General features: G+C 62.5%; 12 protein-coding genes. 3 read left to right on the forward strand and 9 right to left on the reverse strand.

The annotated features are described in order from the left end of the window. Window positions 1–19: 19 nt before the first annotated feature. From KIP88_RS32195 to KIP88_RS32215, 5 genes are all read right to left on the reverse strand, one after another. The gene (locus tag KIP88_RS32195; RefSeq protein WP_214492176.1) at window positions 20–733 is read right to left on the reverse strand and encodes an ABC transporter ATP-binding protein; all 714 of its coding nucleotides are present in this window, start codon (window positions 731–733) and stop codon (window positions 20–22) included. Further along, window positions 726–1,478: an ABC transporter ATP-binding protein gene (locus KIP88_RS32200; RefSeq protein ID WP_214492177.1), complete on the reverse strand. Its 753-nt coding sequence runs from the start codon at window positions 1,476–1,478 to the stop codon at window positions 726–728. The genes KIP88_RS32195 and KIP88_RS32200 overlap by 8 nt, the downstream gene beginning before the upstream one ends. Beyond that, window positions 1,475–2,506, reverse strand: a complete 1,032-nt coding sequence (locus tag KIP88_RS32205; protein ID WP_214492178.1) for a branched-chain amino acid ABC transporter permease — start codon at window positions 2,504–2,506, stop codon at window positions 1,475–1,477. Before KIP88_RS32205 ends, KIP88_RS32200 begins: the two co-directional genes overlap by 4 nt. A gap of 7 nt (window positions 2,507–2,513) precedes the next feature. Further along, window positions 2,514–3,383 (reverse strand): branched-chain amino acid ABC transporter permease, encoded by an 870-nt coding sequence (locus tag KIP88_RS32210; protein WP_214492179.1) that lies wholly within the window; start codon window positions 3,381–3,383, stop codon window positions 2,514–2,516. Between the two features lie 143 nt (window positions 3,384–3,526). Next, window positions 3,527–4,651, reverse strand: a complete 1,125-nt coding sequence (locus KIP88_RS32215; protein ID WP_374226535.1) for an ABC transporter substrate-binding protein — start codon at window positions 4,649–4,651, stop codon at window positions 3,527–3,529. A gap of 407 nt (window positions 4,652–5,058) precedes the next feature. Here KIP88_RS32215 and KIP88_RS32220 point away from each other — a divergent pair, with 407 nt between their 5' ends. Continuing rightward, window positions 5,059–5,337 (forward strand): hypothetical protein, encoded by a 279-nt coding sequence (locus tag KIP88_RS32220; protein WP_214492181.1) that lies wholly within the window; start codon window positions 5,059–5,061, stop codon window positions 5,335–5,337. A 112-nt stretch (window positions 5,338–5,449) separates the two neighbouring features. On the opposite strand, the gene purU is transcribed toward KIP88_RS32220, so the two are convergent. After that, a complete protein-coding gene (gene purU, locus KIP88_RS32225; protein WP_214492182.1) occupies window positions 5,450–6,313 on the reverse strand; it encodes a formyltetrahydrofolate deformylase in 864 nt (287 codons plus the stop codon). 143 nt (window positions 6,314–6,456) lie between these two features. Here purU and KIP88_RS32230 point away from each other — a divergent pair, with 143 nt between their 5' ends. Next, entirely contained in the window at window positions 6,457–7,302 is an 846-nt protein-coding gene (locus KIP88_RS32230) for a uroporphyrinogen-III synthase (RefSeq protein ID WP_214492183.1), read from the forward strand. A 238-nt stretch (window positions 7,303–7,540) separates the two neighbouring features. After that, window positions 7,541–8,905: an MFS transporter gene (locus tag KIP88_RS32235; RefSeq protein ID WP_214492184.1), complete on the forward strand. Its 1,365-nt coding sequence runs from the start codon at window positions 7,541–7,543 to the stop codon at window positions 8,903–8,905. Window positions 8,906–9,102: 197 nt separating this feature from the next. Here the strand turns inward: KIP88_RS32235 and KIP88_RS32240 are convergent, their stop codons facing one another. The 3 genes from KIP88_RS32240 to KIP88_RS32250 all read right to left on the reverse strand — a co-directional run. Further along, window positions 9,103–10,149: a cyclase family protein gene (locus KIP88_RS32240; protein ID WP_214492185.1), complete on the reverse strand. Its 1,047-nt coding sequence runs from the start codon at window positions 10,147–10,149 to the stop codon at window positions 9,103–9,105. Between the two features lie 213 nt (window positions 10,150–10,362). Then, on the reverse strand, window positions 10,363–11,340 hold the full coding sequence (locus KIP88_RS32245; RefSeq protein ID WP_214492186.1) for a tripartite tricarboxylate transporter substrate binding protein: 978 nt from the start codon (window positions 11,338–11,340) through the stop codon (window positions 10,363–10,365). Window positions 11,341–11,456: 116 nt separating this feature from the next. Beyond that, window positions 11,457–11,826, reverse strand: a 370-nt coding sequence (locus tag KIP88_RS32250) for an NAD-dependent epimerase/dehydratase family protein (RefSeq protein WP_214492187.1), incomplete at its 5' end; no start/stop codon positions are given.

The raw sequence follows: 11,826 nt of genomic DNA on the forward strand, positions 1-11,826 counted from the left end.
GTCTCAACTCCCATCAAATCTAGTGCGCAGCGCCGGCGACGCCGAGATAGCGTTCGAGCACCGCGGGATCGGCCTTCAACGCGTGGCTTGGCGCATCATGCACGATTGCGCCGCGTTCCAATATCACAACCCGATCGGCCAGCCCCAGAATCTTTTGCGCATTCTGCTCGACGACGATCGAACAGATGCCACCGGAGCGGGTGATGGTGCCGAGCGCCCGCAGCAATTCCTCGACAATGATCGGGGCCAGCCCCTCGGTCGGCTCATCCAGCAGCAAAACCCTGGGATTGAGGGTGAGCGCGCGGCCGATCGCCAGCATCTGCTGCTCGCCGCCGGAAAGCTGGTTGCCGAAATTGCTGCGGCGTTCCTTCAGCCGCGGAAACATTTCGTAAACCTTATCCACGGTCCAGAGGCCCGGCTGGGCCACCGCGGTCATGTTTTCCTCGACCGTCAGCGAGCGGAAGATATTGCGCTCCTGCGGCACCCAGCCGATCCCTGCCCGCGCCCGCTGGTCCGGCCGCATCGTGGTGATGTCCACTCCGCCGAGCGCAAGCGTGCCGCCAAAGCGGCGGGTGATGCCGACGATCGAATTGATCAGCGTGGTCTTGCCGGTGCCGTTGCGCCCCAACAGCGCCAGCACCTGGCCCTCGCCCAGGGTCAGTGACATCGAGGGCAGCACCACGGCTTCGCCGTAGCCGGCGCGAAGGCTGTCGATGGCAAGAAGCTCAGGCATCGGCCGCCTCACCGAGATAGACCGCCTTGACCTGCGGATCCCTGGCCACCTCGTCGGGCGGTCCCTCCACCAGCATGGCGCCGTTGACGAGGACGGAAATACGGTCGGCGAATGAGAACACCAGATCCATGTCGTGCTCGATCAGCAGCACGGTAACGTCGCGCGGCAGCGCGGCGACCGCCGCCAGAATATCGTGGCGTTCGCTCTCGGGCACGCCGGCAGCAGGCTCGTCAAGCAGCAGCACGCGGGGCTTGGTCGCAATCGCGACCGCGATCTCGAGCAGGCGCTGCTTGCCGTAAGGAAGCGTTGCGGTGCGTTCGTTCATCACGTCGAGCAGATGAAAGCGCCCGAGCGTCTCGGCAATCTCCTCGTTGACGTCGGCGCGCGTGCCCATCCGCCGCCACCAGTCGCCGCCGCGGCCGAGCCGTTCGGAGACGGCGAGCCCGATCGTTTCGAGCGGGGTCAGATCGGCATAGAGCTGGTTGATCTGGAAGGTGCGCGAGAGCCCGCGCAGCACCCGCGTGTGAACCGCAAGGTCAGTGATGTCGTTGCCTTCGAGCAGGATCCGCCCTCCATTCGGCTTGAGCACGCCGGTCAGGAGATTGATGACGGTGGTCTTGCCGGCGCCGTTTGGCCCGATCAGGGCGTGGCGGGCGCCCTGCTCCACCTTCAGCGACAGGTCGCGCGTGACGCGCAAGCCGCCGAAGGATTTTTCCAACCCTCTGGTTTCCAGCGCGATCGTCATGGCGCATCGCTTTCGGGAACGGCCACGACGGCCTTGCGTCCAAAGACCCGACGGATCACGAGGTTCGGCCCCCAAAGCACCCAGCGATGGATGCGCTCGCGGCCCACCAGCACGATCACGACCAGAACCAGCCCGATCCAGAACATCCAGTATTGCGGCGTGATGGTCTGAAACAGTTCCTGCAGCATCTTGAACACGACCGCACCGATCAATCCGCCATAGAGATAGCCGGTGCCCCCGATGACGAGCACCAGCATCAGATCGGCCGAGCGCTCGAATGCGAACACGTCGAGGGAGGCCAGCGCCGTGGTCTGGGTGAACAGCGCCCCGGCAATGCCCGCGTAAAACGCCGCCACCGTATAGATCGCGATCAGGCGGCGGTTCACGGGTACACCGATCGCGGACGCCCGCAACGGATTGTTCTTGATCGCGCGCAGCGACAGGCCGAACGGCGAATTCACGATCCGCCGCGCCAGGAGAAACAGCAGGAACAGCACGATCAGCGAGTAAAAGAAGCCGGTCTTGCCGAACATGTCGAACGCAAACAGGCCGAGGATCGGCTGCATTTCGATGCCCTGCAGGCCATCGGTGCCGCCGGTGATGTTGGAGAAACGTTCCGCGAGCGCTTCCAGCAGCAGCGCGATACCGAGCGTCACCATCAGCCGGGTCAGGTCGACGCCTCGGATGACGAGGAAGCTGGTGAGGAAGCCGAGCGCCATGGCGATCAGCCCGGCTACGACCAGCGCGATGACCGGCTCGTTGATGATGCCGTGCAGCGCCAGCAGCCCTGCCGAGTACGCACCGACGCCGAAGAAGGCGGCGTGCCCCAACGAGACGATGCCGGCATAGCCGAGGATCAGATCGAGCGACAGCGTGAACAACGCCAGCCGCAGGATATCGGTCATGATCAGGTAGCGGGACGGAAACAGGAACGCGCAGGACGCTGCGAGAACCCAGAACACGATTTCGGCCGGACGCCAGCGGGCGCGGGCGATGGCATGGGATGAAACATCGGAGACTGCGGTCATCGCTGGCTCACCGCGCGGCAGCGCGGCCGAACAGGCCGTTCGGACGCCAGATCAGGATTACGATCATGATGGTGTAGATGACGAACGGGCCCATCTTCGGCACGTAATACTTGCCGGCGACGTCGCCGATGCCGAGCAACAGCGAAGCGAGGAACGGCCCGGTGATGCTGGAGGAGCCGCCGACGGTGACCACGATCAAAAAGTAAATCATGAATTTCAGCGGAAAATACGGATCGAGCCCGAGGATCTCGGCGCTGAGCGCCCCGCCGAGACCCGCCAGGCCGCAACCAAAAGCAAACGTGAACGCAAAAACCTGCGGCACGTTGATGCCGAGGCCGCTGGCGGCGCGCGGATCGTCCACCGCAGCCCGCAGGCGGCTGCCAAAGCGGGTCTTCGCCAGGATCAATTGCAGCGCCACCGTCAGCAGGCCGCAGATCACGATGATCATCAGCCGGTAGCGGCCGATGCCGACGCCGAAGAAATCGAACTGGCCCTCGAGCGCCGCCGGCAGCTTGATGAAGATGCGCGACGACCCCATGATGTAGTCCACCGCCGCCACCGACATGAAAGTCAGACCAATTGTGAACAGCACCTGGTCGAGATGGCTGCGGGTGTAGAGGTGGCGGTAGAGCGTGCGTTCCAGCAGCACCCCTATCGCCGCGGCCGAGACAAAGGCGAGCGGCAGCGCTGCGAAGAACGGCCAGCCGGAATTGTTCACCAGCACGGCGCAGATATAGCCGCCAGTCATGGCGAAGGCGCCATGGGCGAGATTGACGAAATTCATCAGTCCCAGCGTCACCGCCAGCCCGCAGGCCAGCACGAACAGCAGCATGCCGTAGGCGACACCGTCGAACAGGATGGTGAACAGCGTAGTCATCGATCGGGGTTCAAGCCTCTAAACAGAAATCGTCGTCATTCCGGGATGGTCCGAAGGACCAGACCCGGAATCTCGAGATCCCGGGTTCGCGCTCCGCGCGCCCTCAGATGTGCAATTGCACATCTGAGATGACGGCTTCGCCGTCACTTCTTCGTCTTGCCGGAATCCTTCACCGCCTCGAAGGTCGCGAATTCGACGTTGTAGAGTTCGCCGTCGACCTTCTCGACCTTGCGGATGTAGATGTTCTGCACGATGTCGCGGGTTTCCGGATCGATCGAGATCGGGCCGCGCGGGCTTTCCCACTTCATGCCCTTCATCGCCTCGATCAGCGCATCGCCGTCGGTCTTGCCGCCGGTCTTCTTCAGCGCCTCGTAGATCAGGCGGATGCCGTCATAGCCGCCGACCGCCATGAAGCCCGGGCGCGAGCCGAAAGCCTTCTTGTAGGCAGCGACGAATTCCTTGTTTGCGGCCGAGGGATGCGCTGCGGAATAGAGATGCGCGGTGACGGTGCCGAGCGCTGCATCGCCCATGCCGTTGAGCAGATCGTCGTCCATCACGTCGCCGGGGCCGATCACCTTGATGCCCGCCTTGTCGAGCCCGCGTTCGGCATACTGCTTCATGAAGTTGCCGCCCTGTCCCGCCGGCACGAACACGAACACGGCGTCGGGCTTGGAGTCCTTCATGCGCTGCAGAAACGGTGCGAAATCAGGGTTTTGCAGCGGCACCTTCACCTCTTCGACGATCTCGCCGCCGCCGGCGGTAAAGTTCTGCTTGAAGAAGTTCAGCGCGTCGTTGCCGGGCGCATAGTCGGAGGTCAGCGTTGCGACCTTCTTGATGCCGTTCTTGGCGGCCCAGTCACCGATGATGGTCGACGACTGCGCCAGCGTGAAAGAAGTGCGCACGATGTAGGGCGAACGCTCGGTTATGATCGAGGTGCCCGCCGCCATCACGATTTCCGGAACCTTGGCCTGCGTCGCCAGCGGCGCCGCCGCGAGCGCAGCGGGCGTCACGCCAAAACCCGCGATGAAACTGACCTTGTCGTTGACGATCAGTTCCTGCGCGAGGCGCTTGGTGTTGTCGGGAACCGCCCCGTCATCCTTCAGGATGACTTCGATCTTCTTGCCGGCGACGGTGTCGCCGTTCTGCTGCATGTAGAGCTTGACCGCGTTGTCGATCTGCTTGCCGGTCGATGCCTGGCCGCCGGTCATCGGCAGGATCAGACCGATCTTGACGGTCTCCTGGGCGTGAGCCGGCGCGAGCGCCAGCATCCCGGCGACGGCGCCGGCGGCCAGCAACATGTGACTGCGAATAGACATGAACATCTCTCCCCCTGATCGGCCTTGTGTCCTCGAACCGAGTCCCCGGCCCTTGATCTCACCATAACCCAGATTTTTCGGCCGGGTAGCGCGGCAACATGGCGTCCTTGACCGCCCTTTTGTCAATCGGACCATTGGCTGTCGCGGCGAAGCGGCCAGGCCCAGCCGGAACTGTCATGAAATACGCGACGGTATTATAGTATAATCCGATATCGCCGCCCGACGCCTCCCCGTGATCGGTCTATTTGTACGATTGTACAAATCAAATGGTCCTGTCAACAAAGAAGCGCCTTGCCGGTTCCCGAAAGGCAGCGCCCTAAATCCATCATCCTTAAACGGTCTGGGTGTATCCTTCCGCCATGCCGACCAGCGCACGCCGTATTGTCACGATCCTCACCGTTGCCCTCGCGGGCTGCGGCCTGGCCGGTTGCGGCACCATCAACGAGAAAATCGCAGCCGGGGTCAGCGACGCCATTCCGGCGGCGGTCGGCGGCCTGCCCGCGGACGCGCCGCCGCGCCCCGGCACCGCGAAGTACGACGAGTACATGCGGGAGCGCGAGCGAAAGCGCCTGCTGCCGGCCTCTGAACGCGGCGAGGAAGCCAAGCCCGCGCCCGCCACGCAGGGCGCGGCTCGCTAGAGCCTGATCAATGATCAGGCTCTAGATTCCCTTTTTGACGCGTTTTCTTCACGCGAACCGGTACCCACCCCCGGATCAAGTACGAGGGCATGCTTCGCTCGAAAACGCTACGTCAGTCCATGAACACGACCGCCTTACGGCCGTTGAGGATGACGCGGTCCTCGAGGTGATGGCGCATGGCGCGCGCCAGCACGCGGCGTTCGATGTCGCGGCCCTTGCGCGAGAGATCTTCCGGCGTATCGCGGTGGCTGATGCGCGCGACGTCCTGGTCGATGATCGGGCCTTCGTCGAGGTCGCGCGTGACGTAATGCGCGGTGGCGCCGATCAGCTTGACGCCGCGCTCATGCGCCTGGTGGTAGGGCCGCGCGCCCTTGAAGCCCGGCAGGAACGAGTGGTGGATGTTGATGCAGCGCCCCGACAGTCTTGCCGACATCTCGTCCGACAGGATCTGCATATAACGCGCCAGCACCACGAGATCGGTCTTTGTGTCCTGGACGAGCTTCCAGACCGCATCTTCCTGCTCGCGCTTGGTTTCCTTCGTCACCGGCATGTAGTGGAACGGGATCTCGCCGAAATCCAGATTGCCGTAGGTCTCGCGCGGGTGGTTGGAGACAACAGCGGTCGGGATCATCTCGAGTTCGCCGGTGCGCCAGCGATAGAGGATATCGACCAGGCAATGATCCGATTTGGAAACCAGCAGCATCACGCGCCGGCGATTGGCACGGTCGCGCATCTGCCATTCCATGGCAAAGCGATCGGCGATCGCGGTAAAGCCGGTCTGCAGGGCCTGCAATTCGACCGCGAGATCGGCGGCGGTGAACACCACCCGCATGAAGAATTTCCCGGTCTCGATGTCGTCGAACTGCTGGGCGTCCAGAATGTTCTGCCCGTTATGGGCGAGAAAGGTCGACACCGCGGAAACGATGCCGGGGCGATCCGGGCAGGACAGGGTCAGAACGAATTGATGATCGGGCATGGCGCGGACTTGACTACAATTCAGGCAGAAGGGTGAAAACCTCGGATTTGCGCCCTGCTCTATCACCGCGCATGCGCTTGCGCCAATCCCGAAACCGGAGGAAGGATGAACAAAGCGCGAAGCAAAAGCGTTGGAGCGAGATCATGGCTGACAGATTGAACGGTTACCGCATCCTGATCCTGGAAACGCGCGAGGAAGCGCAGTTTTCCCGCCTGCTCACCGAGCAGGGCGCCGACGTGCTGCAATGTCCGATGTTCACCATCCACGACGCGCCAGACCCTGCGCCGGTCGAAGCCTGGATCGGGCGGTGCATTGAAAAGCCCCTCGATGATTTGGTGCTGATGACGGGCGAAGGCCTGCGCCGGCTGATGAAGGTGGTCCGCCGCATCGGTGTCGAACAGGAGTTCATTGCCGCCCTCGGCAAGGCGCGCAAATTCGCGCGCGGGCCCAAACCAGGCAAGGCGCTGCGCGAAATCGGGCTGGAACCGCAGATGACGACGGAAATGCCAACCTCCGAAGGCATCGCCGAGATGCTGTCGCGCCTCGATCTTGGCGGCCATCGCCTCGGCCTGCAGCTTTACCCTGACAAGGATCACAGCGTCCTGATCGGCGCGATCAAGGCGCAAGGCGCCGAGGTCGATACCGTGCTGCCCTATGCCTATGACGCCCAGGCCGCCGACGCCAACATCATCACCGCGATCGACGAGATGGCGGAAGGTCGCATCGATGCGATCGCGCTGACCAATCTCGGCCAGATCCGCCGCCTGATCGAGGTCGCCCGCGCAAGAGGCTGCGAGGACCGGCTACGCGAAGGGCTTGAATGTACGCCTATCGCGTCCGTCGGACCGGCAGTATCGGACGAACTCAAATCGCACGGCCTGCGCACCGACATCTATCCGGCTGAAGACGCGTTCTTCATGCGGCCGCTGATCTCGGCGATGGCGGCGGCGCTTGGCAAGAACCCGCCGCGCGCGGCTGAAGGAAACTGACCAGAGCGGCGCGCAATCGCCGCACCATCCACACACCGACAGAGTCTGAACGCAAGAACGAGTTGTTGACACGCGAGACCCTTGGTCCAATTGTCGGAGATCGCTGAGCGCGATGAGCAACAGGTCAAGGCTCCTGTCCCAGCGGCTGAGGTCGCCGGCCTGCTCGACGTAAAGACACCCAAAGAGGTGTCGTTGAATCCGCATCTTGAGGATACGCGACACCAACTACGGGGGCTTCATGAGCACGACCGCAGCAACCGCCGAACGATCACAACCACTGCCGCCCAATGTTGGGGCCGTCGAATCGATCTATTCGAAGGTCAATTGGCGGATCCTTCCGTTGCTGCTGATCGCCTACATGATCGCCTACCTCGACCGCATCAACATCGGCTACGCGCAACTGCAGATGAAGCAGACGCTGCCCTTTGGCGATGCCGTCTACGGGCTCGGCGCAGGCATCTTCTTCGTGGGATACTTTCTGTTCGAAGTTCCGAGCAACCTGTTGCTGGAGAGGATCGGAGCGCGCAAGACGCTGCTGCGTATCATGGTGTTGTGGGGGCTTACCGCGGCGGCGATGATGTTCGTGACGACGCCGACGCAATTCTATATTGCACGCTTCCTGCTCGGCGTATTCGAGGCGGGTTTCTTTCCCGGCATCATACTCTATTTCACTTACTGGTATCCCTCTGTCCGCCGCGGGCAAGTCATTGCGATCTTTATGTCGGCGACCGCCATCGTCAGCGTGATCGCCGGACCGCTCTGCGGCGCCATCCTCAAATATTTCGACGGAATGAATGGCTGGTACGGGTGGCAATGGCTGTTCCTGGTGCAGGGCCTGCCGGCCGCGATACTCGGCGTCATCATCTATTTCTATCTGCAGGACAAGCCGGTCGATGCACACTGGTTGTCGCCAGCCGAGCGAAACCTGCTCCGGCACAATCTGGAACACGACGAAAAAGATATCGAAGGCGAAACCGAAAGCACGGTCGGCCAGATGATCCGCGATCCCAAAGTGTATCTGCTCGCCCTGGTCTATTTCCTGCTGCTAGGCGCGACCTACACGATGGTGTTCTGGCTACCGACCTTGATCCAGAGCTGGGGCGTCAAGGATTTGCTGCTGATCGGCATCTATTCCGCGATCCCGAACGCGATCGGTATCGTCGGAATGATCCTGATCGGTCGCAGTTCCGACAAGCATCATGAGCGACGCTGGCATTTCGCTGCGTGTGTGGTCGTCGCAGCGGTCGGCTTGTGGATTACGACCCTGCTGCAGGGACATCTGGTCGGATCGATAGCTGCGCTTTCATTCGCGGTCATCGGAATTGCAGCTGCAACGCCGCTGTTCTTCACCCTCATCACCGAATATCTTTCGGTCGCGGCCGCCGCCGCCGGCATTGCGCTGATCAGCAGCCTGGGCAACCTCGGCCCCGCGGTTGCTCCGTCGATCAACGGATTTATCACGCAGTACACCGGCAACAACACCTACAGCATGTACCTGGTGATGGCGCTTTATCTCCTGGCCGGCGTCATCTTGCTGGTCACGGTCAAGGCCGCGAAGGGAGCGAGCCATGGCGCAGCCGCAACGCCCGCGCCTTCGAGTTAGAGCTTCGGTTCTGATTGAAACCGAAGCTCTAGATTCTTGTTTTGACGCGTTTTCTTCACACGAACCGCTATCCACCTGCCGGATCAAGTCCTAGGGCATGCTTCGCTCGAAAACGCGTTAGGGCACCTCGCGGTGGCCGGCGGCGGGCTGAGTGGGTACCGTAGCCGTTTTCGGTCGCCAATCAGCGCCACGTTCGATTAACGGAGGGCGAGCGGCCGTAGCGCCGTGCCGGCCACGGTACCGCGGATGGCGTTCGTGGTCAGGATATAGGCGAATTCGTAGACACGATCGGCGGCGAGCCGCTCGAGGTTATTGAACTCCAGGATATGGACGCCCTGCTGGACGAGCAGATAGACGTGGACCGGATTGAAGCTGCCGCCAACGGCCTGAGAGTCGGCCGGCTTCGGCGGCACATATTCGAGCCCGGACGTATCGGACCCGAGCATAAGCGCGCCCTTCTCCTCGACGAGCCACTTCGCGGCTGTCAGGCCGATGCCCGCCGAGTCGTGCTGGCCGATCTTGGCGTGGTCGCGGCCGTTCTCGCCCCAGTAGCGCGCGGTTCCCGTGCGCAGCAGAACGACCGTGCCCGGGGTGACGTCGACGTTCTGCGCCCTCAACGCGCCCTCGATGTCCGCGACAGTGATTTCATAGGAAGACGGAAGGGCCTCCACGTTCTTGAATCCCGCAACGTCGACCAGGACGCCCCGCGCGACGATCGGCGGGATCGTCGTCACGTCGGCCTTGCGAATGCCGAAGTCGCCGCCCCATTCGTCCGAGGTGAAACCGTTGTAAAACTCGTTCTTCGGCCCATGCGTGATGTGGCCGAGCCCATCAATCTGGGTCGCCACGTTGTCGTTCATGAAGATCGCGTTGCTATGCCAGGCGGTGATGCCCGTATTGCCGCCCTCCGGTGTGGTGAACGCCAGATCCTTCTGGCTCCTCACGCCTGCGGGCGACCGGAAGCTCATGATTTCTCCCGGGCTGTGGCCGGGCCATTTGTATGAATAGCGGTCGTACGGAAGGCCGAGATCGTAGGCCTTACCCTGTGTCACGAGCTTCAAGGCGGCCAAACGTGATGCATCGGTCATCTCGTTGAGGTTTCCGACCTCATCCTGAGGCCCCCAGACCCAGCCCCACCCTTTTCCTTTTGTCCACTTCTTCATGCCGCTGTCCTGCGCATAGCCGTCGCCGGCTGCGAGTGCGAGAACGACCACGGCGAGCAGGAATCGCGAAACTACCTTCATGGAATCCTCCCGGGAATGACATGGATAGCTAAGCGTGGCCAGTCTAGGCCTGAGCTGGCCGTGGGATCAACGAGATTGTCGGTCAGCGCCGCCACCCCACGCGGGACAGGAACGTCAGCTCCTGTCCCAAATGCGAAGTGGCGCAACCGACTCTAGTCCGGAATGCGCACCAAAGCAGACCTCCGCCGACCGCTGAATTTATGGATTCATATCCTAGTCCACCTTGGCGCCGGCGAACTTGACCACCTTGCCCCATTTGTCGGTTTCGTCAGCCACCAGCTTGCCGAAGTCGGCGGCCGAGCCCGGCAACAGAATGGCGCCGATCTCGGTGAACCGCGCCTTCGCCTTCGGATCGGCGAGGATTTCATTGACCGCCTTGTTGAGCCTGTCGACGATTTCAGGCGGCGTGTTCTTCGGCGCGGCAAGGCCGTACCAGGCACTCGCTTCGTAGCCGGGCAGGAAATCGGCGACCAGCGGCAGGTCCGGCAGCACATCCGAACGCGTGGTGCTGGTCACCGCAAGGCCGCGCAGCTTGCCCGATTTGACGTGCTCGGCGCAGGTCGGAAGGTTGTCGAACATCACATGCATCTGGCCGGACAGCATGTCGGTGAGCGCCGGCGCGCCACCCCGGTAGGGCACATGCTGCATGTTGATCCCGGTCAGCATCTTGAACAGTTCGCCCGACATGTGGATCGTCGACCCGTTGCCTGATGAGGCCATATTGAGCTTGCCGGGATTGGCCTTGGCGTAGGCGATCAGTTCGGGAATCGACTTGATCGGCAGCGAGGGGTGCACCACCACGACGTTTGGAAAGCGAATGATGCCGGCGATCGGCTCCATCTCCTTCATGAAATCGAAGGGCAGCTTGTCGTAAAGCGTGGCGTTGATGGCATTCGCCGGCGCGACCAGCAGCAGCGAGTAGCCGTCAGGCGTGGCGCGCAGCACGGACTCGGTGGCGATATTGGTGCCTCCCCCCGGCCGGTTTTCGATGACGAAGGACTGCCCGAGCTTTTCCGACAGCCACTGCCCCATCAGGCGCGCCGTGAGGTCCGCCGAGCCGCCCGGGGTATAGCCGATGACGAGGCGAACCGGCCGCGACGGATAGGCCTGCGCGCTCGCACTTCCAGATGTGAGCGGAAGTGCAGCCGCACCGGCTGCGAGTTGCAGAAACTGACGACGCTGAAATTTCATTGTGCTTCCTCCGACACACTGGCGGCTCTTGCGGCTGCCTGGTTACGTGCATCCTATCCATACGGCGTCGCGAAGCCGACAGATATTCTTAAGGCCGAGGCGGAAGGTTCACCGCGTCACTTCGTCTCGCTGAGGAACGCCTGATAGGCGAGCCTGATGCCCTCCTCCAGCGAGGTGCTGGCGCGCCAGCCGAGTTTGGCCAGCCGGCTGACATCGAGCAGCTTGCGCGGCGTGCCGTCCGGGCGCGAGGTGTCAAAACTGATCTCGCCGGCATAGCCGACGGTCGCCGCGACCACGCGGGCGAATTCGGCGATCGTGATGTCCTCGCCGGTGCCGATATTGACCAGATCATCGTCGGAATAGGTCTTCATCAAGTGGATGCAGGCATCCGCGAGATCGTCGACATAGAGGAATTCGCGCCGCGGCGTGCCGGTGCCCCAGACCACGACCTCTTTGGCGCCGGACGTCTTCGCCTCGTGGAAGCGG

Origin of the sequence: Bradyrhizobium sp. SRL28, assembly GCF_018596315.1 — a bacterium.
Taxonomy (GTDB): Bacteria; Pseudomonadota; Alphaproteobacteria; order Rhizobiales; family Xanthobacteraceae; genus Bradyrhizobium.

What these genes read in the sequence shown, in the direction of transcription:
- KIP88_RS32195 (WP_214492176.1), bottom strand. Translation starts at nt 733, where the DNA reads ATGCCTGAGCTTCTTGCCATCGACAGCCTTCGCGCCGGCTACGGCGAA.
- KIP88_RS32200 (WP_214492177.1), bottom strand. Translation starts at nt 1,478, where the DNA reads ATGACGATCGCGCTGGAAACCAGAGGGTTGGAAAAATCCTTCGGCGGC.
- KIP88_RS32205 (WP_214492178.1), bottom strand. Translation starts at nt 2,506, where the DNA reads ATGACCGCAGTCTCCGATGTTTCATCCCATGCCATCGCCCGCGCCCGC.
- KIP88_RS32210 (WP_214492179.1), bottom strand. Translation starts at nt 3,383, where the DNA reads ATGACTACGCTGTTCACCATCCTGTTCGACGGTGTCGCCTACGGCATG.
- KIP88_RS32215 (WP_374226535.1), bottom strand. Translation starts at nt 4,651, where the DNA reads ATGCTGGCGCTCGCGCCGGCTCACGCCCAGGAGACCGTCAAGATCGGT.
- KIP88_RS32220 (WP_214492181.1), top strand. Translation starts at nt 5,059, where the DNA reads ATGCCGACCAGCGCACGCCGTATTGTCACGATCCTCACCGTTGCCCTC.
- purU (WP_214492182.1), bottom strand. Translation starts at nt 6,313, where the DNA reads ATGCCCGATCATCAATTCGTTCTGACCCTGTCCTGCCCGGATCGCCCC.
- KIP88_RS32230 (WP_214492183.1), top strand. Translation starts at nt 6,457, where the DNA reads ATGGCTGACAGATTGAACGGTTACCGCATCCTGATCCTGGAAACGCGC.
- KIP88_RS32235 (WP_214492184.1), top strand. Translation starts at nt 7,541, where the DNA reads ATGAGCACGACCGCAGCAACCGCCGAACGATCACAACCACTGCCGCCC.
- KIP88_RS32240 (WP_214492185.1), bottom strand. Translation starts at nt 10,149, where the DNA reads ATGAAGGTAGTTTCGCGATTCCTGCTCGCCGTGGTCGTTCTCGCACTC.
- KIP88_RS32245 (WP_214492186.1), bottom strand. Translation starts at nt 11,340, where the DNA reads ATGAAATTTCAGCGTCGTCAGTTTCTGCAACTCGCAGCCGGTGCGGCT.